This is a genomic window from Microbacterium sp. NPDC058345, from assembly GCF_042723855.1.
GTDB lineage: Bacteria > Actinomycetota > Actinomycetes > Actinomycetales > Microbacteriaceae > Microbacterium.
Genome location: NZ_JBHXIG010000001.1, coordinates 809,003 through 830,942, shown reverse-complemented (window position 1 = coordinate 830,942; position 21,940 = coordinate 809,003). Strand labels below are relative to the sequence as shown.

The following is a 21,940-nucleotide window of genomic DNA, read 5'->3' as shown; positions in this document are numbered from 1 at the left end:
GGGTCAGTGCGCCATCCGCGCCGCGATGTCGCGGCGGTAGTGCGCGCCGTCCAGGCGGATGCGGCCGATCGCCTCGTACGCGCGGGCGCGCGCGTCGGCGAAGTCCGAGCCCGTGGCGACCACGTTGAGCACCCGCCCGCCGGTGGCGATGAGCGCGCCGCCCGGAGCATCCGGACCCGCGGTCGCCGCGTGCACGATCCGCACGCCCTGGACGGATGCCGCCTCGGCGAGCCCTTCGATCATGCGACCGGTCTGCGGCGATTCCGGATACCCCTCGCTCGCGAGCACCACGGTGATCGCGACGTCGTCGGAGAACTCCGGCTGCGGCTGATCCTCGAGCGTGCCGGAGGCGGCGGCGAAGAGCAGCTCCGACAACGGCGTGCGCAGGCGCGGCAGCACCACCTGGGTCTCGGGATCGCCGAACCGTGCGTTGAACTCGATGACGCGCAGGCCGGCCGGCGTCAGGATCAGGCCGGCGTACAGCAGACCGATGAACGGCGTGCCCTCGGCGTCGAGCTGACGGATCACGGGTTCGGCCACCGCGGCGGTGACCTCGGCGACGAACTCCTCGACGCTGCCGTGATCATCGGCGAGCCAGGGGAGCGGGGAGTACGCACCCATGCCGCCGGTGTTGGGCCCCGCGTCGCCGTCGAGCGCGCGTTTGAAGTCCTGTGCGGGGGTGAGCGCGCGCACCGTGTCGCCGTCGCTGAGGAAGAACAGCGACACCTCGGGTCCGGTGAGGAACTCCTCGACGAGCACGGCTCCCGATGACAGGTAGTGCTCTGCGTGCGCCAGCGCCTCCGCGCGATCGGAGGTGACGATCACGCCCTTGCCCGCGGCGAGCCCGTCCGCCTTGACGACGTGCGGCGCGCCGAAGTCGTCGAACGCCGCCTCGACCTCGGCGACGGATGCCGCGCGCACCGCGCGCCCGGTGGGCACGCCCGCGGCATCCATGATCCGCTTCGCGAACGCCTTCGACCCCTCGAGCTGGGCGGCGGCTTTACCGGGGCCGAAGACCGGGATGCCGCGCTCGCGGAGCACATCGGCGACGCCCGCGACGAGGGGCGCCTCGGGGCCGACGACCACCAGGTCGATGCCCTGCTCGTTGGCGAACGACGCGACGGCGGAGCCGTCGAGCGGGTCGACGTCGATGAGGTGCGCGTCCTGCGCGATGCCGGCGTTGCCCGGGGCGGCGAAGATCTCGTGGCCGGCGGTCTCCGAGCGCAGGGAGAGGATGATCGCGTGCTCACGCGCGCCGGAACCGAGGACCAGGATCTTCATGCCGCCAGCCTACCGGCGGGGCCGGGGAGCGTTACCGGGCGTGCGCTCCGGCGCACCACGTCAGGGCTGCACCGGCCGCTCGACCGACGGATCCCACGGGATGGTCCAGCCCGTGGCGTCGAACAGCCCGTCGAGCACCATGGCGGTGAAGCCCCACACGATGATGCCGTCGATGTCGAACGCCGGCCCGCGGAACTCGCGTCCTTCGCGCTGCAGCGTCGAGGTGTACCGGTTCTCGGGGGCGAGCAGCTCGGCGACCGGCACACGGAAGACGTCGACGGTCTCGGCGTGATCGACGGCGGCGACCCGGGACGGCGTCCTCCACCAGGCGAGCACCGGTGTGACGAGGTAGCGGCTCGGCATGATCGGAAGCTCGGGAAGGGTGGCGAGCACGTCGACGCCCGAGGGATCGAGCCCCGTCTCCTCCTCGGCCTCGCGCAGCGCGGTGGCCACGGCATCCCGGTCGCCGGCGTCGCGTGCTCCGCCGGGGAACGACACCTGCCCGGCGTGCGAGGACAGTGTCGCGGATCGCCGCTGCAGCAGCACGTCGAGGTCGGCGGCGACAGGCGCGTCGGTGCTGTCGGCGGGCAGGCTGTCGAGGCGGCCGAACAGCATCAGCACGGCGGCCGATCTCGTGCGTCCGTCGACCGGCGCGAACCGGCTGGGCAGGTCGGTCAGCCGGCCGGGGGCCGCGAGCAGCTCCGCCCGCGCATCCCGCATCGTCTCCGCAGATTCCGTCATCCCGTCCGAGCCTATGCCCGCAGCCGGCCGGGCGGGGGCACCGCTTAGCCTGGAGTCATGCCCAACCGCAGGATCGACCTCGCCGACGGCCGCGCCGCACTCGCCGCCGTCGCCTCCGGTGACGCATCCCGCGCGTCGACGGCGACCGCGGTGCGCTACCTGCTGCAGCTTCTGGACGAGAAGGCGCCGGGCAACAGCGTGGAGGTGCGGGTGCCGCCGTTCGGGGCGGTGCAGGTCGTGCAGGGTCCGCGGCACACCCGGGGCACGCCGCCGAACGTGGTCGAGACGGATGCTGCCACCTGGCTCGCCCTCGCCACCGGCGAGCTGACCTGGGCGGACGCCGTGGCCGCGGGCCGCGTCTCGGCATCCGGGACGCGCGCCGACCTCTCCGACCTGCTGCCGCTGCGCCCCTGACCCGCTGCGCCCAGGGTGCCGCACCACGGTTCCCGCGGTGAAAGATCAGAAAAGCACGTTATGGAGCGTCATAACGTGCTTTTCTGATCTTTCACCGGCCGCGGTCGCGCCGGATTCGCGTCCGGCAGATCCGCACCCGAGCGCGCGAGGGCGTGGGAGAATGGACGCATGTCCCGCCAGACGACGCACGAGACGACCGAGGCCCGCATCCGGCCGGTGCCCCGCTACGGCGTGTTCCTCGGTCTCGGCGTGGTGGTCGGCGTGATCGCCGCGGGCATCCTCACGGCGGTCGGCAGCTACGAGCCGTCCGAGGCGCTCGACGTCGTCTACCCGCCCGGCCAGGTGTTCGGGTTCGCGCTGCTGTGGACGGTGCCGATCGGCCTGGCACTGGGCGGCGTCGTCGCGCTCATCCTCGACCGCACGGCCCGCCGGCACTCGCGCGTGGTGCGCGTCGATCACCAGCGCGTGCACGACGGCGACGACTGATCCGCACGCCCTCGGAGCATTCCCTCGGCGAGCACGGCGTCGCGGTCAGGCGAGCTCGGCGATCACCGGCCGCATGGCCGCATCGAACGCGACCACATCGCGACGCAGACCGTCGGTGACGGCCACGCTCAGCGCGCCGATCCACCAGATCCCGCGCTGACTGAACGGCAGCACCTGCACGTTCAGCTCGAAGGAGTGCGCACGCCGGCCGACCTCGCGCTCGAACTCCGCGATCGCGCTGGCGTAGGCCCGGTACGCGCCGCCCGACGAGCTCACCGAGTCGACGTACCGGCGGTGCGCGCTCTCGGCGTACTTCAGCACGGCGGGCGCGTGCGGCACGATCGCGTCACGCAGCTCCTCGGCCCCGCGGGTCGGCAGGGCGACCAGGGTCTCGAAGCCGTCGACGAGGTCGAGGGGAACCCCCGAGCGGTGCGCGCGGGGTTCGACCGTCATGTCCCAGTACTCGCGCCACTGGCGCTCGAGCTCGTCGTCGACCTCGACGGCATCCGGCTGCCGCACCTCGAGGCCGCGCAGCGCGGGCAGATCGTCGGGCACGCGGATGCCGAGCAGCTGCCGCAGCGCGAGCGCGACGAGCACCGAGGTGCTCGCGTCCTCGCGGATCAGCCACTGCGGCTTGTCGACCATGCCTTCATCGTAGGCAGAGGAGGACCGCCGCGACTATCTCCGGCGCGACAGGAAGCCGCGGCGACGTCGTCGAGCACGGCCCGGTGGCCGCGAAGCGTCGGCCAGGGCCTGTCGCGCGGCGGCCAAGGTGGGGTAGCTGCCGATGCGGCGGCTGTGCCGGTCGTGCACGATGTGCGCCTGCACATCGACGGTCACGAAGCCCGCGAACTCTCCTTCGCGGGTCGCCACGAACACGTCGTGGTCGGCCTGCTTCCAGGCGAGGTCCGGTGCGGTGGCGGTCCCGGTGGCCGGGCCACCGGGATCGGATCCGGGCGCGTCGAAGCGCGCGGAAACATCGGTACTGCTCATGGTTGTGCTCTTGCTGTGTGGGGGCGGCATGCTGCCGCCGATTCGATGAGCCGGTGCTGACGGACTCGCGTCGGTGCGGTCCATCCGGAGGGATGCTCCGGCTGAAGCGTGCGCGGCGCCGGTGAGAACGGCGAGCCGATGCGCAACTGCCAATACTAGCATGCTTCTCGCCTCTCTGCGCGCCACGCTGCTGCGCCGGGTCGTCACGCCCGGCTCCCGCACAGCGCGGCTCCGGTAGGCTGGGACGGTGGCAGACTCCCCCACCAATCCCTATGCCGAAGCAGGTGTCGACACCGCTGCCGGCGATCTGGCCGTCGAGCTGATGAAGAGCTCCGTGCGGGCGACGCACGGACCCGAGGTGCTCGGCGGGGTGGGCGGCTTCGCTGGTCTCTTCGACGCCAGTGCGCTGCTCGGCTACCGCCGCCCGCTGCTGGCCAGCAGCACAGACGGCGTGGGCACCAAGGTCGCCATCGCGCAGGCGATCGACAAGCACGACACGATCGGCCAGGACCTCGTCGGCATGGTCGTCGACGACATCGTCGTGGTGGGCGCGAAGCCGCTGTTCATGACCGACTACATCGCGTGCGGCAGGGTCGTTCCCGAGCGCATCGCCGACATCGTGCGCGGCATCGCCGAGGCGTGCGCGGCGACGGGCACCGCGCTGGTCGGCGGCGAGACCGCCGAGCACCCCGGTCTGCTCGGACCGCGCGACTACGACGTCGCCGGGGCGGCGACCGGCGTGGTCGAGGCGGACGCCGTGCTCGGCGCCGAGCGCGTGCACGACGGCGACGCCGTGATCGCCCTCGCCTCCAGTGGTCTGCACTCCAACGGATACTCCCTCGTGCGGCACATCGTCGCCAACGCCGGTCTCGCCTACGGCGACAACGCGGCAGACTTCGGCACCACCTGGGGCGAGGCGCTGCTCGAGCCGACCCGGCTGTACACGACGCCACTGCTGCGGCTGCTCGAAGCGGTGCCCGAGGGCATCCACTCGCTCAGCCACGTCACAGGCGGCGGCATCGCCGCCAACCTCGCCCGCGTGCTGCCTCAGGGCAGCTGGGCCGAGGTCGACCGCTCCACGTGGTCGCCCAGCCCGGTGTTCCGCGTTCTTGCGGACGTCTCGGGCACCGCGCTCACCGACACCGAGGGCACATGGAACCTCGGCATCGGATTCCTCGCGGTCGTCGCCGACGCGCAGAAGGATGCCGCGATCGCGGCGATCCGCGCCGAGGGCATCGAGGCATGGCAGGTGGCCACCGTACACACCGGTGCGCGCCCCGCGGGGGACTTCGAAGTGGGCGCCAAGGGCGTCGACGGCGGCGCCGTGCGTCTCGTCGGCGCTTACGCCTGAGTCATCCAGACAGAACGGATCAGATAACAACCCATGTGCGGCATCGTCGGAATGGTGGCGGGCGGCCCCGTCAACCAGGACATCTACGACGCGCTCCTGCTCCTGCAGCATCGCGGGCAGGATGCCACGGGCATCGCCACGGCGGAGCCCAGCGGCGTCATGCACCTCGCCAAGGCCGAGGGGATGGTGCGCGAGGCCTTCCGCACCCGCGACATGCGCTCGCTGCTGGGGAACATCGGTCTCGGTCACGTGCGCTACGCCACCAAGGGCACCGCCTCCAGCGAGGAGGAGATGCAGCCGTTCTACGTGAACGCGCCCTACGGCATCGTGCTCATTCACAACGGCAACCTCACCAACACGCGTGAGCTGACCGCCGACATGGCGCAGCGCGACCGCCGGCATCTGAACTCGTCCAGCGACACCGAGCTCCTGCTGAACGTGCTCGCACACGAGCTGCAGACCTCCACGTCGTCGGTCGACCTCGACCCGGACCGCATCTTCGAGGCGGTCTCGCGCACGCACAGGCGCATCGAGGGCGCCTACGCGGTGATCGCGATCATCGCCGGATACGGTCTGCTGGCGTTCCGCGACCCCTTCGGCATCCGCCCGCTGATCCTCGGCCGCCGTCCCGCCGCCTCGGCTGGCGACGCCGACGAGTGGGTCGTGACCAGTGAGTCGCTCGTGCTCGAGAACGCCGACTACGAGATCGTGCGCGAGGTCGAGCCCGGTGAAGCCGTCTTCATCACGAACGACGGCGAACTGTTCACCCGTCAGTGCGCCGAGACGACCCAGCTCACGCCGTGCGCGTTCGAGTACGTCTATCTCGCCCGCCCCGACTCGGTGATGAACGGCGTCTCGGTGTACGAGTCGCGGCTGCGCATGGGAGACAAGCTCGCCGACACGATCGCCAAGCACGTGCCGCTCGAGGAGATCGACGTCGTCATGCCGATCCCGGACTCGTCGCGGCCGTCGGCCATGGAGGTCGCCCGCAAGCTCGGCAAGGAGTACCGCGAGGGCTTCTACAAGAACCGCTACGTCGGCCGCACGTTCATCATGCCCGGCCAGGCGGTGCGCAAGAAGAGCGTGCGTCAGAAGCTCAACGCGATGTCGGCGGAGTTCCGGGGCAAGAACGTCCTGCTGATCGACGACTCGATCGTGCGCGGCACGACCAGCAAGCAGATCATCCAGATGGCACGGGATGCCGGAGCGAAGTCCGTGATCTTCGCCTCCGCCGCGCCGCCCGTGCGGCATCCCCACGTGTACGGCATCAACATGCCGTCGCGCGCGGAGCTGATCGCCCACGACCGCACCATCCCGGAGATCGCCGAGGAGCTCGGCTGCGACCGCATCGTCTACCAGGAGGTCGACGACCTGAAGGCCGCGATCATCGAGGGCTCGGAGCTCACCGATCTCGACATGAGCTGCTTCGACGGGCGGTACATCACCGGCACCGTGACCGACGAATACCTCGACTGGGTGGAGAGGTCGCAGACGTCGTGAGACGCGAGGGCGCGCGACCGCTGTGGCGGGGGCGAGCGCTCGCGGTGCTCGGCATCCTGCTGTGCGCCTTCTCGCTGCGCTCGGCGGTGGCGTCGCTGTCACCGCTGATCGATCGCATCGGCGCGGACTTCCCCCTGTCTTCCGCCGTGATCGGCCTGATAGGCACGCTGCCGCCGGTGTGCTTCGCCGTGTTCGGGCTGCTCACCCCGACGCTCGAGCGCCGGCTCGGTCTCGAGCGGCTCACCGTCGTCGCGCTCGCCGCGATCGCCGTGGGGCTGCTGCTGCGCGGCGTCGTGGGGGAGTCGACCGGGCTGCTGCTGGCGACGGCGCTGGTGTTCGCCGGCGTCGGCATGGGCAACATCCTGCTGCCGCCGCTGGTCAAGCAGTACTTCCCCGACCGCATCGGCACCATGATGACGGTCTACACGACGGCCATGGCGTTCTCGACGTTCGTTCCGCCGCTGCTCGCGGTTCCGGTGGCGGATGCCGCCGGCTGGCGCTTCTCACTGGCGGTGTGGGCGGTCTTCGCCGTCGCCGGGGTCATTCCCTGGCTGCTGATGGTCGTGCGCACTTCCCCGTCGAACGCCTCGGCGAAGGATGCGCCCGGAAGCGACCGGGACGCGACGCCCCCGCGCGGAACAGACGAGCTGACGCGCGCGGCATCCGACTCACCGGACCTCGCCGCCACCGGCCCGATCGCCACCGCACCCGCGAACCGGCGCCTCTTCGCGCGGCTCGCGCGCATCCCTCTGGTGTGGGCGCTGTCGGTCACGTTCGGCACGTCGTCGACGATGGCGTACGTCTCGTTCGCGTGGCTGCCCGCGATCATGATCGACGTCGCCGGTGTCGACGCCGCCACCGCCGGGCTGCTGCTGTCGCTCTTCGGGTTCATCGGCCTGCCGGCGTCGCTGCTCGTGCCGGTGCTGGTGGTGCGCTTCCAGGCGACCCGGCCGCTGTTCCTGACCGGTGCTCTCGGTGGGGTGGCCGGCGTCGTCGGTCTGCTCCTCGCCCCGCTTCCCAGTCTGATCTGGCTGTGGGTCGTGCTGTTCGGCCTCGTCGGGGTGCTCTTCCCGCTGTCGCTCGTGCTGATCAGCATCCGCTCCCGCACGGCCGAGAGCGCGGTGCTGCTGTCGAGCTTCGTGCAGAGTGCGGGCTATGTGATGGCCGCCGTCTTCCCGGTGCTGTTCGGCGTGCTGCACGGTGCCACCGGCGGATGGACCGTGCCGCTGCTCGTCATCGCCGCGGTGCTGCTCGCCGCGATCCCCACCGGCATGATGGCGGGGCGCCGTCGCACCATCGAGGACGAATGGGAGCGCCGGCACGGCCGGTGGTGAGTCGGCCCCGCCTCACGGGCGGCGCAGTCCGATCGCGTCGCATCCGCGCGACTCTTCTGCGGGGAAGACGCCGAGGCGCCCATCGGCCAGCAGGCAGGTGAACAGCGGCGGGCTCGTACCCGCCGGTGTGGAGTCCGATTCGAGCAGTCCGATTCGCCAGACCGCCTCGCACTGCGCCTCGGCGAACGCCACGCGGGCCGCCATGTCCGGCAGCGCGGCGACCGTGCCGTCGATCGGTGCGGCGCCGACCTCGGCGGCGGGCGACTGCGCCGATGCCTCCTGATGGCAGAGCGACACCGACTTCTCGGTGCTGGTCGCCTGCGCGACCGCCAACGCACCCCCGGTGACCGCCACGCAGGCGACGGCGCCGCCGAGCGTGACCGCCAGGCGGTTGCGGCGTCGCCGATGGGCGTCTTCGGCGCGGATCCGCCGCTGGATCTCCCGCAGCAGCTCGTCGAGCCTGGCCTCCGTCATCAGTTCAACCATTCGCGCTCCCCCTCAACGTCGCGACGGCCCCGCGGGACCGACTCCGCGGTCGAAGAAGTGCAGGAAGCATACTCCGATCCGACGACCTCGTGTGACGCACGGCCTGCCGGTAGGAGCGACCCTCGACCAGGCAGAGCTCGACGATGCGGTGTTCGCGGGACGTCAGCCCTTCCAGGGCGGCGAGCAGCGCGCCGGAACGGCCGGTGAGCGCGCGCTCGGCATCCTCAGGGTTGGACGCGGGCGACGGTCCCCGACCGATGTCGATCTCGGCGGCCGCGTCCCTGGCGGCGGCGAGCATCCACGGCAGCGCGGACTCCGCGGGCATGCGCCGCACGGTCAGCTGTGACCATGCACGGACGAACACCTTCATGAAGATGTCCTCGGCTGCCGCCGGATCGGCGACGGTCGCCGAGATGTAGTCGTGCAGTGCATCCGCGTGACGGCGCAGCAGCACGACCAAGGCGTCCGACGCCGGGTCCCGCATCGATGCGACGAGGGCCCTGTCCGACGGCCCCCTGCTGCTCGACGGGAATCCCATGCGACCATTGTCGCCTGTCCCGGCGCCGGCCGCACTGCCCTCGTCGCGAGGTTTCCTCTAGCATGCCGAGTACGACGTCCGCCCGACCCCGGTGACGACCCGTGTCCCGGCGCACGGATGCGATTCGAGGGAGAAGAACATGATCCGAAGCCTGTCACGCCGTCTGATGCTTCCTGCCGCGCTGGGTGCGGTGCTCGCCGTGGTCGCGGCTGCTCCGGCGACCGCCGCGCCGGCGACCTCCGCCTCGGCCTCAGCCCCGTCGCGCGGCGCGGATGCCGGTGCCGATGCGCTGACCGCGAGCTACGGCGAAGGCGACCACTGCTCGGTGAACCTGGACAGCGGCGTGCGGGTGTGCGCCGCCAGCCCGTCCGCCCTGGCGGACGCGGTCTATGAGACCACCGGACAGGTGCTCGTGTATGACGCGGCGAAGACGACCGAATCCACGAGGAGCATGCGGGTGGCTGCGGCCGCCGCGACCTACGCCCTCGGCACGATCTACTCGTACCCGAACTACGGTGGCCGTTCGTACACGGCGACGTCGAGCTACTCGTGCACCCAGGGGCTCGCCTTCACGTTCTCGAACCTCGGCTCCATCGGCTGGAACGACGACATCGACTCGTTCAAGAGCTACTCCGGCTGCAAGACGAAGCTGTGGGAGCACCCCGGTTTCTCCGGCGCGACCTACGGCTACTACAGCTACGACAACGACCTCGGCTCGTGGCGCAACCGCGCCTCGGCCATCCGCTGGGACTGAGAGGCGGCGACGCGGCCGCCTCGGCCATCCGGGCGGCCGTGATGGATACCCGTGCAGCGGCAGTCAACGACGAAACCCTGGTCGACACAGCGGATGCTGCGTCGACCAGGGTGTCGTGCGGAGGAGGGGAGGTCAGGCTCGCTCGAGCTCGTCCTCATCCTCGTCTTCGTACTGATCGGCCCACTTGTCGACGTACTGGTCGCCATCGGTGTCGGGGTGCCCGAGCTCGCGCTCAAGTGCCGAATAGTTCACCTCAGGACTGTACGCCTTGAGTTCGCGGGCGATCTTGGTGTGCTTCGCCTTCTGACGGCCACGGCCCATGCGCGAGACCCCCTTTTACGAGTTCAGCAGCGGGCTGTGCGAAGCCCGATGACATTCACGGCACCGGCGCGAGGCCGGTAAGAGTAGCATTCAGGATACCACGCACGCCACGACCTGAGGCCGCGCGCACGGCCGGTGAGGGGGAACGATCGCCATGACGGATTCCACGCCCGCAGCATCCGACGAAGCCGCTCAGAACGCCGCCCTGCAGAAGGCCGTGATCGTCGGCATGCAGCCCGGTCAGCCTGGACACGTGCTCGATGAGGCCGTGCGGTACGCGAAGCTGCTCGACGTGCCGCTCGTCGTGGTGCACGTCGACGTGACGCGCTTCGTCACCTACGAGGATCCGGACGGGTATGTCCACTCCGCTCCCATCGACCTGAACCTCGAGGCCGGCGCCGCGGAGTTCGAAGAGGTGCAGCGTGAAGCATCCGCCGTGCTGGCCGAGGCGGGCATCACCTGGACCGCCCGTCAGCTCGTCGGCGATCCGGCGCTCGCAATCAAGCAGCTCGCCAACAGGCTCGACGCGCAGCTGATCGTGATCGGCACCCGCAAGCGCGGAATCGGCGAGTCGATCCGCGAGTTCTTCACCGGCTCGGTCGCGGCCCGCCTGGCGCACCGCCAGCATCGGTCGATCCTCGTGGTGCCGCAGGGCGAGCAGGTGCCGGACGAGCAGAAGGACATCTGGACGGAGTAGCGGGCGCACCCGCGCTTCGCGCCATTCGTCGCCTTTTCTCGACGTCGAGAGCGCATCCGCGCCGTCGAGCGACAGGAGCGGCGCCTCCTGCGCACGCCTCGGGATCTCCGCTGCGCGCTGCGCGCATCCGGAAGAAAGTGCTTGCCCCCTCAGATAGTTACCGCTAACGTCGGGAACCGTTAGCGCTAACCAAGCGCATTCATCACGTGTACGAGGAGGTGCGCGCCGGGCATGGACGCCTGTGTCAGACCGTCCCGCTCCCGTTCCGGCGGCGTTCGCCCCGGATGCGGCGGAAGACGCCTCCCTCATCATGACGACGTGACGAACGGATGAAGGGAATGCGATGAACGAACAAGCGACCATCAGCAGACGAGGCGTGCTCGCCGGAGGGGCGGTGCTCGGCGGCATGGTCATGGCGACCGCGCTGGCCGGCGGAGCCCGGCCGGCCGCCGCAGCGATGAGCACGCAGGCCGGAGCGGCGTTCCGGACCGCCGGCGCAGTGCAGCCCCGAGCGCTCGTCCGCGCCGCCGCGACGGAGGTGTACCCGGCGAGCTGGAAGGTGACGCCCTTCCCGCTCAGCTCGGTCACGCTCGGCAAGAGCGTCTTCAGCAGGGGTGCCGACCAGGCGCTGGTGCTGTACCGCGCGGCATCCGTCGACAGCCTGCTGGCGGTCTTCCGTCGCAACGCCGGGCTCAGCACCAACGGCGCGAACCCACCAGGCGGATGGGAGGAGTACGGTCCCAACCCGGATGCGCAGCGGTGGGGTCCGGCGGAGTACACGCGCGGGCAGAACACGGCGGGAGCGGGTGGCTGCCTGCGCGGTCACTACGGCGGGCACTTCCTCAGCGGACTCGCCATGGCATACGCATCCACGGGTGAGCAGGCCCTCCTCGACAAGGTGAACGCCTTCGTCGCGGGCCTCGAGGAGTGCCGGGCGGCGCTCGCCGCGCAGACGCGCGACGGTGCGCCGAGGTACTCGCATCCCGGCTTCCTCTCCGCATACGGCGAGTGGCAGTTCTCGGCCCTCGAGGAATACGCCCCGTACGGCGAGATCTGGGCGCCCTACTACACGCTGCACAAGATCCTCGCGGGGCTGCTCGACGCGCACGCGTACACGGGCAGCGAGCTCGCACTGCAGCTGGCTGAGGGCATCGGCCATTGGGTGCACAGCCGCCTTTCGAAGTGCACGCCCGAGCAGCTCCAGCGCATGTGGTCGATGTACATCGCCGGGGAGTACGGCGGCATGAACGAAGTCCTGATCGACCTCTACTGGCGTTCGGGCGACGCGAACCGCGAGGAGTTCCTCGCGGCGGCGCAGCTGTTCACGCTGAACACCCTCGTCGAGGCGACGTCCACGGGCAAGGACATCCTCGACGGCAAGCACGCCAACCAGCACATCCCGATGTTCTCGGGCTACGTCAAGCTCTACAACGAGACCGGCGACGAGCGCTACCTGAAGGCGGGCAAGGGTCTGTTCGATCAGGTCGTCCCCGGCCGCATGTACGCGCACGGCGGCAGCGGCGAAGGCGAGCTGTGGGGACCGGCGGGTGTCGTGGCCGGTGACATCGGCCCGCGCAACGCCGAGTCCTGCGCCGCTTACAACATGCTCAAGGTGTCGCGGTTCCTGTTCTTCAACGAGCAGGACCCGAAGTACATGGACTACTACGAGCGGACGCTGCTGAACCACATCCTGGGTGGGCGACGCAACGCCGAATCGACAAAGGGCCCCGAGAACCTGTACATGTTCCCGGTCAACCCCGGCGCCCGCAAGGAGTATGGCAACGGCAACATCGGCACCTGCTGCGGCGGCACCGCGCTCGAGAGCCACGCCAAGTACCAGGACTCGATCTACTTCCGCGCGAAGGACGAGTCGGCGCTGTACGTCAACCTGTACATCGCGTCGACGCTGGACTGGGAGGAGACCGGCCTCGTGCTGGAGCAGACCTCTTCCTACCCGGAGTCCGAGGTCTCGACGCTGCGCATCGCGGCAGCGCCGTCGGCGAAGCTCGACATCCATCTGCGTGTGCCCGCATGGGTGACCGCTCCGGTGACGATCTCGGTCAACGGCGACGTGGCGGACATCGAGGCGAAGCCCGGCACCTACGCAGTGCTGTCCAGGGACTGGCGTGCGGATGACGAGATCACCGTGCGCATCCCGCTCACACTGCGTGCCGAGCCGACCGTGGACCGCCCGGACATCCAGAGCCTGGCGTACGGGCCCACGGTGCTCACGGCGATCGACTCGTCGTCGAAGTACCTGCGGCTCTCCTTCTCGGACAAGCTGACGCTCGACGGGACGATCTCGCGCGGAGTCGAGCGCGGTGAGCGCAACGTCTTCGAGATCGACGGGCGCCGCTTCGAGCCGGCGTACAACGGCAACGACGTGAAGTACCACATGTACTTCCAGCGCGCCGAGCCCACCGTGGCGTTCGCCGGCAAGGACAGCAAGGTCGCCAACCCGTCGCGCAGCGGCGGCACGACCCTGCTCGACGACATCTGGGAGTCGGCGCCGTTCTCGAGCCGCGACGCATTCCTCGCCCGGGTGCGCGACGTGACGTCGGACTACGTCGAGGCCGGACTGCTCACCACCCGAAACCGGCAGCGGATCCTGCTCGCTGCAGGACGCGCCCCCATCGATGCTGCGAACTGAAAGGCAGAAAGTGAACCTGAACCACCGGATATCCTCGCGCAGACGCGGGCGCGCGATCGGGTCCGCACTGGCGGCGCTGGCCCTGCTCAGCGGCGGCATCGTCGCCACGCAGGCCGTGGCCGCCGATGACGAGAACGTGGCGCTGGCCACCACCGAGAATGCACCCGACGTCGAGGTCAGCTACGTGCCCGGCTGGAACTCCGCCGCGGCCCTGAACGACGGCGACAACGCCGCGACCGACAACCTCAGCAAGATGTGGGGCACCTGGGGTGCGCCGGGCGGCACCACCGAGGACACGGCGACCTACACCTGGGAGACCCCGGTCACCGTCTCGTCGTCGGCCCTGTACCTCTGGCAGAACTTCGGCACCGGCGACGGCGGTGTGCGTCTTCCGGAGTCGTGGAACCTGCAGTACCAGAACGAGGACGGCGAATGGCGGCCGGTGGCCGGCGACGAGCTGTCGTACCCGTTGCCCGACTTCGACCCTGAGAATCCCGTCGGGTCCTTCCCTGCGGTGACAGCGACGTTCGACTCCGTGACGACGACGGCGATGCGACTCACGGTCGTCCGTTCCGTGCACGACGGCAGCCCGTCGGCGACCAGCGTCATCGAGTGGGAGGTGTGGGGAAGAACCGCGCCGGAGGAGCCTGAGGAACCGGAGAACCCGGACGACTTCATCCTCTCCGAAGAGGTGTCGGCGCGCACGACGACGGGCGCGGCGCCGCGCCTGCCCGAGGAGGTCTGGCTGATCGACGAGAACGGCCCGCTGCACTACGAGGCCGTCACGTGGGATGCCGTGCCGGCGGAGCAGTACGGCGAGCCGGGCTCGTTCACCGTCTCCGGCAGCGTCACGGGCTACCCGAACCAGTCGGTGTCCGCGACCGTGTACGTGGCGGACGCTCTGTCGGATGCGATCGAAGAGGTCGAGTACGCCTCGAGCATCACCACGCCCGGGGTCGCGCCGGTGCTGCCGAAGACGGTCGTCGCGCACTATGACGACGGCACGGCGAGCAGCGAGGTCCCGGTCGAATGGGACTCGATCGATCCGGCGGCATACGCCGATGTCGACGCCATCTTCGACGTGAGCGGCGACGTGACCGGCCATCCGGACGGTGCGATCGCGACCGTCTTCGTCGTCGAGCCCGTCGTGCAGACCGAGCCGATCGTCTCCATCGCGTTCGACGAGGCGCCGCAGGGATCCGGCTGGTACACGGTCGCCCCCGTCGCCGAGGTCACCGCACAGCCGACGGCCTCGCCGATCGAGCGGGTCGAGATCAGCACGGACGGAGGCGCGACCTGGTCCGCCTACGAGGGTCCGTTCACGGTCACCCAGCAGGGTGACGTCACGGTGATGGCTCGCGCCCAGGCGACAGACGGCGCCACCGGTGCAGCGGAGGCCGCCGTGCGCGTCGACACCGCTGCGCCCGTCACGAAGATCGATGTGACGCGCACCGACGGGACGTCGGCGCTGGTGACGCTCACTCCGACCGACGCCGAGCCGGGGTCAGGCGTGTCGCGCACGATGTGGTCCGACGGACCCGACGAATCGCCGACGGGCGGGGCGAACAACATGTACGCCACGTACGAGGAGCCGTTCTCGGTGCAGCTGACGGCCGAGCCGCGGTATGTGCACGTGCGTTCGCAGGACGCCGCCGGCAACGAGGAGGAGACGCAGACGGTTCTGCTCCCCGCCGTCGAGCAGGCGGTGCCGGATGCTCCGGAGGCGCCCGTCGCCGAGGTCGACGGTCACCGCGTGACCGTCGAGTGGGAGGCGCCGGAGTCGTCGGCTCCGCTCACCGGCTACACCGTGTTCCTCGTTCCCGAGGCGGGTCTCGCCGGAGCTGTTCCCGGTCAGGGTGACCTGACCGAGATCTCGATGACCACGGACGCGGACACCCTGTCGGCGACGTTCGAGGACGTGCCCGACGGAATCTGGCGGGCGGTCGTCGTCGCGACCAGCGCGGTCGGAGATTCGGAGCGCTCGCCGGCATCCGCCGCCGTGGCGGTCGGCGACGTGGCGCTGCCCGGTGGTGACGGTGATGACGGCGACGGCGGCACCGACGCCGGCGAGGACGGAGATGCCGGAGGTGACGACCTCGCCGTGACCGGTGGGGGGATCGCCGGTGGCGTGATCCTCACCGGCCTGGCCCTGCTCGCGGCGGGCGGTCTGCTCTCCGCGCGCAGGAAGCGCTTCGAGCAGACGGTCGAGTAAGGTCCGCTGCGCGAAGGCGGGGGTGCGAGACGGACAAGCGTCTCGCACCCCCGTCCCGCGTCATGGAGGACGCTATTCTCAAGTTGTTAACGGTCACAAGCGATGGGGAGGGCCAATGAGCAACGACTCTGCAGCGGTGCGCAGGCCGAGCATCTACGACGTCGCCGACCGTGCCGGTGTCTCGCACATGACGGTCTCGCGGGTGCTCAACGGCCACCCGAACATCCGCGAGTCGACCCGTCGCCGCGTGATGGATGCGATCGACGAGATGAACTACACGCGCAGCTCGATCGCCAGGGCCCTCGCGACGAACCGCACGATGCGCATCGGCGTGCTCGTCGACGGCCCCGGTCAGTACGGGCCGAACAGTGCGCTCCGAGCGCTGGAGACGGCCGCCCGCGAGCGGGGCTATGCGGTCAGCGCCTTCTCGGTCGCCGACGACGAGCGTCAGGGCATCGACACCGGCGTGCTGGATCTGGTCACTCAGGGAGTGGATGCGCTCTGCGTGATCGCACCGCGATCCTCGTCGCTCGCCCTTCTGCGACAGCAGTCGACCGGGGTGCCGATCCTGCTCGTCAAGGAGGAGCCGGATGCGGGGATGCACACGGCCGCCGTCGATCAGCGCGCCGGTGCCGAGGCGGCGGTGCGGCACCTCATCGATCTGGGCCACCGCGAGATCCTGCACCTCGCTGGACCTCTCGACTGGTTCGACGCGCGTGCCCGTGCCGAAGCGTGGCGGAACTGCCTGGAGCACGCCGGGCTGCCCGTGCGCGAACCGGAGATCGGGGATTGGTCGTCGGACTCCGGCTACGAGTTCGGTCGCACCTACGACTTCGGCGCCGCGACGGCGGTGTTCGTGTCGAACGATCAGATGGCCCTCGGCGTGATCCACGGGCTGATCGAGAGCGGCCGACGTGTCCCCGACGACCTGAGCGTCGTCGGGTTCGACGATCTGCCGGACGCGCGGCACTTCCTGCCGCCCCTGACCACCGTGCGACAGGACTTCACGGAGCTCGGACGCCGGGTGATGGAGGCGCTGCTCGCCGCGATCGCGGGCGACGACGGAACGGAGCGCGAGCTCATCAGGCCGGCGCTCGTCGTCCGATCGTCGACCGCCGCGCCGCGTTCGCGGTAACAACCGCGTAACGAGAACGGATCCGTATTTGCAATCCAAATTGTTACCGCGCACAATTGTGGAGCACCCGCACCACAACGACGTTCACGTCCACGGAGGACATGCACGACCCGGCGGCGTAGAGCCGGCGGAACTCAAGGAGGAGAAATGGCAACTTCCCAGCGACTGCTCGGGACGATCGGTCTCATCGGCGCCGGCGCGCTCGCGCTGGGTCTCACCGGCTGCAGCGGCAACAGCGGCGACGGCGCGGCGGCAGGCGACGGCGATGAGCTCGTCACCGTCGGTTTCGTCGCCGTCGGGCCCGAGGGCGGATGGCGCCAGGCCAACGAGCAGAACATCCAGGACACGTTCACCAAGGACGCCGGCTTCGAGCTGAAGTACGCTCCCGCAGCGAACCTCGACCAGAAGTCGCAGATCGACAGCTTCACGTCGTTCGTCGACGAGGGCGTGGATGTCATCCTGCTCTCGGCCACCGAGGCCACCGGCTGGGAGGACTCGCTCGAGCGGGCGCAGGAGGCTGAGATCCCGGTCATCCTCCTCGACCGCGGCATCGAACCCGAGGACACCAGCCTCTACGTCACCCGCATCGCACCCGACAACGTCGAGGTGGCGAAGGAGGTCGGCGAGTGGGCGGCCACGACCTTCCCCGACGGCGGCAACTACATCGTCCTCGAGGGTCCGGCCGGTGTCGGCGTCGTGAACGAGCGCAACAAGGGCTTCGAAGAGGGTCTGAGCGGCTCCTCGCTCGTCAAGGTCGATGCGCAGACCGCGAACTGGTCGACCGAAGAGGGCAAGAGCGTCACCGAGACGCTGCTCAAGTCGAACGACAACGACATCCAGTTCATCTTCGCCCAGAACGACGAGATGGGCCTCGGTGCCGCGCAGGCCGTCGAGGAGGCCGGTCTCACGGTCGGCGACGACGTGAAGATCGCCACCATCGACGGAACCAAGAACGCCATCCAAGCGCTCGCGGACGGCAAGCTCAGCTACGTGCACGAGTACAACCCGCTGTTCGGCGAGACGGCACTCGACGTCGTGGAGAAGGCCCTGGACGGCGAGTCGGTCGAACCGTACATCGTCGTTCCGAGCGAGGCGTTCGACTCGTCCGAGGCTGCACAGGCCGTGCTCGCCGACCGCAAGTACTGATCGGATCCTCGATCACCGGATGACCGTATCCGGCACCCGCCCGGGCGGCGCAGGCAGCGCCGCGCCGCCCGGGCATCCTCGTCTCGCGGTGGCGCAGGCAGTGCCGAGCCACTGGGGCGAACTCCTCCCCGAGACCGAAAGACAACGATGAACGAAGAACTGCCCATCGTCCAGATGCGGGGTATCTCGATCGAGTTTCCCGGCGTGAAAGCGCTCGACGGTGTCGACTTCCGCCTCTTCCAGGGAGAAGTGCACGCCCTGATGGGCGAGAACGGCGCCGGTAAGTCGACTCTCATCAAGGCGCTCACCGGTGTCTACGGCATCGACGCGGGTTCCATCCTCGTCGCCGGACAGGAGCGCAGCTTCAGCGGCACCCGCGACGCGCAGTCCGCCGGCATCTCCACGGTGTACCAGGAGGTCAACCTGGTCACCAACCTTTCCATCGGCGAGAACGTCATGCTCGGCCATGAGGTCCGGGGCCCCTTCGGCATCAACTGGCGGGCCACACACAGGGCGGCCACCGAGGCGCTCGCGAGGCTCGGACTCGAGCACCTCGACACGCACCGGCCGCTCGCCAGTCTCTCCATCGCCATGCAGCAGCTGGTCGCCATCAGTCGCGCCATGGCCATCAAGGCCAAGGTGCTCATCCTCGACGAGCCGACCTCCAGCCTCGATGCCGCTGAGGTCGAGGGGCTCTTCCGGGTCATGCGGACGCTGCGCGACCAGGGCGTCGCGATCCTCTTCGTCTCCCACTTCCTCGACCAGATCTACGCGATCAGCGACCGGCTCACCGTGCTGCGCAACGGTCAGTACGTCGGCGAGTACCTGACCCGCGACCTCGATCGCCATGCCCTCATCTCGAAGATGATCGGCAAGGACCTCGACGCGCTCTCCGCCCTCGGGGGTAACCGCCGCACGGAGGCGCGCGCCGCCGGCGAGCAGCCCGTCATCTCCGCGAAGCGCGTCGCGCGCCGCGGATCCGTGCAGCCCACCGATCTCGACATCCACGAGGGTGAAGTGGTCGGCTTCGCCGGGCTGCTCGGCTCCGGCCGCACCGAGCTGGCGCGTCTGCTGTATGGCGCCGACCGCGCCGACGGCGGTTCGATCGAGATCAAGGGGCGCAAGGCCGACATCAAGTCCCCCGCCGACGCTCTCGGCAAGCACATCGCGTTCTCGACCGAGAACCGCCGCGACGAGGGCATCATCGCCGATCTGTCCGTCCGCGAGAACATGATCCTCGCCCTGCAGGCGGAGCGCGGCTGGGCTCGTCCGATCCCGAAGAGGGAGCAGGACGAGATCGTCGACAAATACATCGCCGAGCTCAATGTCCGCCCGGCCGACCCGAACCGGCCGATCAAGAACCTCTCCGGCGGCAACCAGCAGAAGGTGCTGCTCGGCCGGTGGCTGGCCACGAAACCCGAGCTGCTGATCCTCGACGAGCCCACCCGCGGAATCGACGTCGGCGCCAAGGCCGACATCCAGGAAGCGGTCGCCCAGCTCGCCGAGGACGGCATGTCGGTGGTGTTCATCTCATCCGAGCTGGAGGAGGTCGTGCGCCTCTCCGAGCGCATCGTCGTGCTCAAGGACCACCAGAAGATCGGTGAGATCCAGAACGGCGCCGGCGTCACCGCCCAGTCGGTGGTCGATGTGATCGCCGCGCACGGCGTCGAGCACGCCGCCGAGAACCTCGAGGTGACCGAAGGCGGCGAGCCCGAAGCCTCGCCCGCGGTCATCGCAGCAGACGCCGACGAGCACATCGCGGCAGAGAAGGAGACGCGATGAGCGCCGCGGCAGCCACTCGCACGAGCTGGTGGCGGGAGGTGGTCCGCAAACCCTGGTTCTGGGGTATCGTCGCCCTCGTCGCGCTGCTCGCCCTGAACGTGCTGAAGGACCCCGGCTACCTGGGCATCACCATCAACCCCGGCAACGGCCACCTCGTGGGCAACCTCATCGACATCCTGCGAGCTGCCGCACCGATCATGATGATCGCGCTGGGCATGTCGCTCGTCATCGCGACGGCCGGCATCGACCTGTCGGTGGGATCGCTCATGGCTGTCGCGGGCGCTGTCTCGATGGAGTTCCTCCAGGCGGCCGGGGATTCGAGCTCGCTCGGCGTCGCCCTGGCCGCCGTCGGGCTTGCGCTGCTCGTGACCGGAGTCCTCGGCGCCGTCAACGGCGTGCTGGTGGCGTACGTCGGTCTGCAGCCGTTCATCGCCACGCTCGTGCTCATGCTCGCCGGCCGCGGCATCGCCAAGGTGATCACCGGCGGCCAGAACACCGCGGCATCCAATGAGCCGTTCCGCTGGATCGCCAACGGCTACATCATCGGCATCCCCGTGGTGTTCCTTTTCGCCGTCCTGATCGTGGTGCTCGTCGCCGCCGTCGTGCGGCGCAGCGCTCTGGGCCTCATGATCGAGGCGATCGGCATCAACCCGAAGGCCAGCCGCATGGCCGGCATCAAGCCCAAGGGGCTGCTGCTGACCACGTACATCCTCGGCGGGATCCTCGCCGGAGTCGCCGGCATCCTCTCCGTCGGCACGGTGATGACGGTCGACATCTCCCGCACGGGGTACCAGCTCGAGCTCGACGCGATTCTCGCCGTCGTCATCGGCGGCGCCTCGCTCGCCGGAGGCAAGTTCTCGCTCAGCGGCGCGTTCGTCGGCGCCCTGCTGATCGCGACGCTCGACAAGACGGTGGTCTTCCTGGGCATCTCCTCCTCCGCCACACCGGCCTTCAAGGCCATCGTGATCGTCGTGCTGTGCCTGCTGCAGTCCGACCGCGTGCGCGGGTGGTTCGTCCGCCGCAGGAAGGCGCAGCATCCCGTGCCGTCAGCACAAGCACCGAAAGAGGAGGTGACGGCATGACCGCGCTCACCGAGGCACCGCGCCGCACGGGGGCAGGCGCAGGCATCCTGTCCCGTGTCCGACGACTCGTCTCGGCGAACCCGTCGGCCCTGCCGACCGTCGCCGCCGTCGTCATCCTCGTCGGAATGGTCGTCTACGGCGAAGTCGCCTACGGTCGCATCGTTCAGGCGAACACGCTGTCGAACCTGCTCATCAACAACACGCACCTGATCGTGCTGGCCGTCGCGCTGACGTTCGTCATCATCACCGGCGGGATCGACCTGTCCGTCGGTTCGATCGTCGCCTTCTCCTCGGTCGCGGGGGTCATGCTGTCCAACGCGGGCTGGCATCCGATCGCCGTGCTCATCGTGATGATCGGCTCCGGTGCGCTGTTCGGACTCGTGTCCGGCATCCTGATCCGCTACTTCAACGTGCAGCCGTTCATCGCGACGCTCGCGATGATGTTCCTCGGTCGCGGACTGGCCTCGCTGCTGAGCACGGTGCCGGAGCGCCTGGGCGAGGACTCGCCGCTCCGCTGGATCGGCGATCAGGTCAAGGTCGTCGACGGCCCGAAGGTCAACGACCTGGTGATCACCCCCGCTGTCGTCGTCGCGATCGTCGTCGTGCTCGTCGCCTTCTTCATCCTGCACCGCACACGCACCGGCCGTACCGTGTACGCGATCGGCGGATCCGAGAGCTCGGCGGCGCTGATGGGCCTGAACGTGAAGAACACCAAGGTGCTCGTGTACGTCATCAGCGGCACGCTCGCGGGCCTGGCGGCGGTGCTCTACACCTCGCGACTCGGCACGGCGCAGAACATCACCGGTGTCGGCTGGGAGCTCGACGCGATCGCCGCGGCCGTCATCGGCGGCACCGTGCTCACCGGCGCGTACGGCTACGTGCTCGGCTCGGTCGTCGGCGCGCTGGTGCTCGGCCTTATGAACGTGCTCATCACCCGCGACGGCAAGATCCCGCCCGAGATGACGACGATCATCACCGGCGGAATCCTGTTGATCTTCGTGCTGCTGCAGCGCGCCGTCACCCGCAAGAAGGAATAG

Annotated in this window: 21 protein-coding genes; 14 read left to right on the top strand and 7 right to left on the bottom strand. The window is 69.5% G+C overall.

Going from position 1 to position 21,940, the window contains the following annotated elements:
- Positions 1 to 3: 3 nt before the first annotated feature.
- Both purD and ACFWH5_RS03925 read right to left on the bottom strand, forming a co-directional pair.
- On the bottom strand, positions 4 to 1,281 hold the full coding sequence (gene purD, locus ACFWH5_RS03930; RefSeq protein ID WP_378832008.1) for a phosphoribosylamine--glycine ligase: 1,278 nt from the start codon (positions 1,279 to 1,281) through the stop codon (positions 4 to 6).
- 60 nt (positions 1,282 to 1,341) lie between these two features.
- Entirely contained in the window at positions 1,342 to 2,022 is a 681-nt protein-coding gene (locus tag ACFWH5_RS03925) for an NUDIX hydrolase (RefSeq protein WP_378832006.1), read from the bottom strand.
- A 57-nt stretch (positions 2,023 to 2,079) separates the two neighbouring features.
- On the opposite strand from ACFWH5_RS03925, the gene ACFWH5_RS03920 reads away from it, so the two are divergent.
- Both ACFWH5_RS03920 and ACFWH5_RS03915 read left to right on the top strand, forming a co-directional pair.
- Entirely contained in the window at positions 2,080 to 2,436 is a 357-nt protein-coding gene (locus tag ACFWH5_RS03920; protein ID WP_378832003.1) for a sterol carrier family protein, read from the top strand.
- Positions 2,437 to 2,604: 168 nt separating this feature from the next.
- Entirely contained in the window at positions 2,605 to 2,922 is a 318-nt protein-coding gene (locus ACFWH5_RS03915) for a potassium transporter Trk (protein WP_378832000.1), read from the top strand.
- A 45-nt stretch (positions 2,923 to 2,967) separates the two neighbouring features.
- Here the strand turns inward: ACFWH5_RS03915 and ACFWH5_RS03910 are convergent, their stop codons facing one another.
- Together ACFWH5_RS03910 and ACFWH5_RS03905 are read right to left on the bottom strand one after the other, a co-directional pair.
- Positions 2,968 to 3,567, bottom strand: a complete 600-nt coding sequence (locus ACFWH5_RS03910; RefSeq protein ID WP_378831998.1) for a zinc-binding alcohol dehydrogenase — start codon at positions 3,565 to 3,567, stop codon at positions 2,968 to 2,970.
- A 33-nt stretch (positions 3,568 to 3,600) separates the two neighbouring features.
- Positions 3,601 to 3,999 carry a hypothetical protein gene (locus tag ACFWH5_RS03905; RefSeq protein ID WP_378831995.1) on the bottom strand — a complete coding sequence of 133 codons (399 nt, stop codon included), beginning with the start codon at positions 3,997 to 3,999 and terminating at the stop codon, positions 3,601 to 3,603.
- 163 nt (positions 4,000 to 4,162) lie between these two features.
- Between ACFWH5_RS03905 and purM the strand changes: the two genes are divergently transcribed.
- Genes purM through ACFWH5_RS03890 form a run of 3 tightly spaced genes read left to right on the top strand, consistent with a single transcriptional unit; the run spans position 4,163 to position 8,100 of the window.
- Positions 4,163 to 5,266 (top strand): phosphoribosylformylglycinamidine cyclo-ligase, encoded by a 1,104-nt coding sequence (purM, locus tag ACFWH5_RS03900; protein ID WP_378831992.1) that lies wholly within the window; start codon positions 4,163 to 4,165, stop codon positions 5,264 to 5,266.
- A gap of 33 nt (positions 5,267 to 5,299) precedes the next feature.
- Positions 5,300 to 6,766: an amidophosphoribosyltransferase gene (gene purF, locus ACFWH5_RS03895; protein ID WP_378831990.1), complete on the top strand. Its 1,467-nt coding sequence runs from the start codon at positions 5,300 to 5,302 to the stop codon at positions 6,764 to 6,766.
- Positions 6,763 to 8,100 (top strand): CynX/NimT family MFS transporter, encoded by a 1,338-nt coding sequence (locus ACFWH5_RS03890; RefSeq protein ID WP_378831988.1) that lies wholly within the window; start codon positions 6,763 to 6,765, stop codon positions 8,098 to 8,100. The genes purF and ACFWH5_RS03890 overlap by 4 nt, the downstream gene beginning before the upstream one ends.
- Before the next feature lie 12 nt (positions 8,101 to 8,112).
- Here ACFWH5_RS03890 and ACFWH5_RS03885 read toward each other — a convergent pair whose 3' ends face one another.
- Together ACFWH5_RS03885 and ACFWH5_RS03880 are read right to left on the bottom strand one after the other, a co-directional pair.
- A complete protein-coding gene (locus tag ACFWH5_RS03885; protein ID WP_378831986.1) occupies positions 8,113 to 8,574 on the bottom strand; it encodes a cell division protein FtsA in 462 nt (153 codons plus the stop codon).
- Positions 8,575 to 8,578: 4 nt separating this feature from the next.
- Positions 8,579 to 9,124 carry an RNA polymerase sigma factor gene (locus ACFWH5_RS03880; protein WP_378831984.1) on the bottom strand — a complete coding sequence of 182 codons (546 nt, stop codon included), beginning with the start codon at positions 9,122 to 9,124 and terminating at the stop codon, positions 8,579 to 8,581.
- A 139-nt stretch (positions 9,125 to 9,263) separates the two neighbouring features.
- Between ACFWH5_RS03880 and ACFWH5_RS03875 the strand changes: the two genes are divergently transcribed.
- Positions 9,264 to 9,878 (top strand): hypothetical protein, encoded by a 615-nt coding sequence (locus ACFWH5_RS03875; protein ID WP_378831982.1) that lies wholly within the window; start codon positions 9,264 to 9,266, stop codon positions 9,876 to 9,878.
- A gap of 132 nt (positions 9,879 to 10,010) precedes the next feature.
- On the opposite strand, the gene ACFWH5_RS03870 is transcribed toward ACFWH5_RS03875, so the two are convergent.
- A complete protein-coding gene (locus tag ACFWH5_RS03870) occupies positions 10,011 to 10,199 on the bottom strand; it encodes a DUF3073 domain-containing protein (RefSeq protein ID WP_309128880.1) in 189 nt (62 codons plus the stop codon).
- Positions 10,200 to 10,353: 154 nt separating this feature from the next.
- Here ACFWH5_RS03870 and ACFWH5_RS03865 point away from each other — a divergent pair, with 154 nt between their 5' ends.
- From ACFWH5_RS03865 to ACFWH5_RS03830, 8 genes are all read left to right on the top strand, one after another.
- A complete protein-coding gene (locus tag ACFWH5_RS03865) occupies positions 10,354 to 10,896 on the top strand; it encodes a universal stress protein (protein ID WP_378831979.1) in 543 nt (180 codons plus the stop codon).
- Positions 10,897 to 11,239: 343 nt separating this feature from the next.
- Positions 11,240 to 13,546, top strand: a complete 2,307-nt coding sequence (locus ACFWH5_RS03860) for a beta-L-arabinofuranosidase domain-containing protein (protein ID WP_378831977.1) — start codon at positions 11,240 to 11,242, stop codon at positions 13,544 to 13,546.
- 10 nt (positions 13,547 to 13,556) lie between these two features.
- Complete coding sequence (locus ACFWH5_RS03855) at positions 13,557 to 15,758, top strand: Ig-like domain-containing protein (protein ID WP_378831975.1); 2,202 nt, start codon at positions 13,557 to 13,559, stop codon at positions 15,756 to 15,758.
- 115 nt (positions 15,759 to 15,873) lie between these two features.
- Complete coding sequence (locus ACFWH5_RS03850; protein WP_378831973.1) at positions 15,874 to 16,893, top strand: LacI family DNA-binding transcriptional regulator; 1,020 nt, start codon at positions 15,874 to 15,876, stop codon at positions 16,891 to 16,893.
- Positions 16,894 to 17,040: 147 nt separating this feature from the next.
- Positions 17,041 to 18,039, top strand: a complete 999-nt coding sequence (locus tag ACFWH5_RS03845) for an ABC transporter substrate-binding protein (RefSeq protein ID WP_378831971.1) — start codon at positions 17,041 to 17,043, stop codon at positions 18,037 to 18,039.
- 147 nt (positions 18,040 to 18,186) lie between these two features.
- Positions 18,187 to 19,821, top strand: a complete 1,635-nt coding sequence (locus ACFWH5_RS03840; protein ID WP_378831968.1) for a sugar ABC transporter ATP-binding protein — start codon at positions 18,187 to 18,189, stop codon at positions 19,819 to 19,821.
- Positions 19,818 to 20,903: an ABC transporter permease gene (locus ACFWH5_RS03835; protein ID WP_378831966.1), complete on the top strand. Its 1,086-nt coding sequence runs from the start codon at positions 19,818 to 19,820 to the stop codon at positions 20,901 to 20,903. The genes ACFWH5_RS03840 and ACFWH5_RS03835 overlap by 4 nt, the downstream gene beginning before the upstream one ends.
- Complete coding sequence (locus tag ACFWH5_RS03830) at positions 20,900 to 21,940, top strand: ABC transporter permease (protein WP_378831964.1); 1,041 nt, start codon at positions 20,900 to 20,902, stop codon at positions 21,938 to 21,940. The genes ACFWH5_RS03835 and ACFWH5_RS03830 overlap by 4 nt, the downstream gene beginning before the upstream one ends.

Coding starts and splice junctions, on each gene's coding strand:
- purD (WP_378832008.1), bottom strand. CDS start 1,281: ATGAAGATCCTGGTCCTCGGTTCCGGCGCGCGTGAGCACGCGATCATC.
- ACFWH5_RS03925 (WP_378832006.1), bottom strand. CDS start 2,022: ATGACGGAATCTGCGGAGACGATGCGGGATGCGCGGGCGGAGCTGCTC.
- ACFWH5_RS03920 (WP_378832003.1), top strand. CDS start 2,080: ATGCCCAACCGCAGGATCGACCTCGCCGACGGCCGCGCCGCACTCGCC.
- ACFWH5_RS03915 (WP_378832000.1), top strand. CDS start 2,605: ATGTCCCGCCAGACGACGCACGAGACGACCGAGGCCCGCATCCGGCCG.
- ACFWH5_RS03910 (WP_378831998.1), bottom strand. CDS start 3,567: ATGGTCGACAAGCCGCAGTGGCTGATCCGCGAGGACGCGAGCACCTCG.
- ACFWH5_RS03905 (WP_378831995.1), bottom strand. CDS start 3,999: ATGGACCGCACCGACGCGAGTCCGTCAGCACCGGCTCATCGAATCGGC.
- purF (WP_378831990.1), top strand. CDS start 5,300: ATGTGCGGCATCGTCGGAATGGTGGCGGGCGGCCCCGTCAACCAGGAC.
- ACFWH5_RS03885 (WP_378831986.1), bottom strand. CDS start 8,574: ATGACGGAGGCCAGGCTCGACGAGCTGCTGCGGGAGATCCAGCGGCGG.
- ACFWH5_RS03880 (WP_378831984.1), bottom strand. CDS start 9,124: ATGGGATTCCCGTCGAGCAGCAGGGGGCCGTCGGACAGGGCCCTCGTC.
- ACFWH5_RS03875 (WP_378831982.1), top strand. CDS start 9,264: ATGATCCGAAGCCTGTCACGCCGTCTGATGCTTCCTGCCGCGCTGGGT.
- ACFWH5_RS03870 (WP_309128880.1), bottom strand. CDS start 10,199: ATGGGCCGTGGCCGTCAGAAGGCGAAGCACACCAAGATCGCCCGCGAA.
- ACFWH5_RS03865 (WP_378831979.1), top strand. CDS start 10,354: ATGACGGATTCCACGCCCGCAGCATCCGACGAAGCCGCTCAGAACGCC.
- ACFWH5_RS03860 (WP_378831977.1), top strand. CDS start 11,240: ATGAACGAACAAGCGACCATCAGCAGACGAGGCGTGCTCGCCGGAGGG.
- ACFWH5_RS03850 (WP_378831973.1), top strand. CDS start 15,874: ATGAGCAACGACTCTGCAGCGGTGCGCAGGCCGAGCATCTACGACGTC.
- ACFWH5_RS03845 (WP_378831971.1), top strand. CDS start 17,041: ATGGCAACTTCCCAGCGACTGCTCGGGACGATCGGTCTCATCGGCGCC.
- ACFWH5_RS03840 (WP_378831968.1), top strand. CDS start 18,187: ATGAACGAAGAACTGCCCATCGTCCAGATGCGGGGTATCTCGATCGAG.
- ACFWH5_RS03835 (WP_378831966.1), top strand. CDS start 19,818: ATGAGCGCCGCGGCAGCCACTCGCACGAGCTGGTGGCGGGAGGTGGTC.
- ACFWH5_RS03830 (WP_378831964.1), top strand. CDS start 20,900: ATGACCGCGCTCACCGAGGCACCGCGCCGCACGGGGGCAGGCGCAGGC.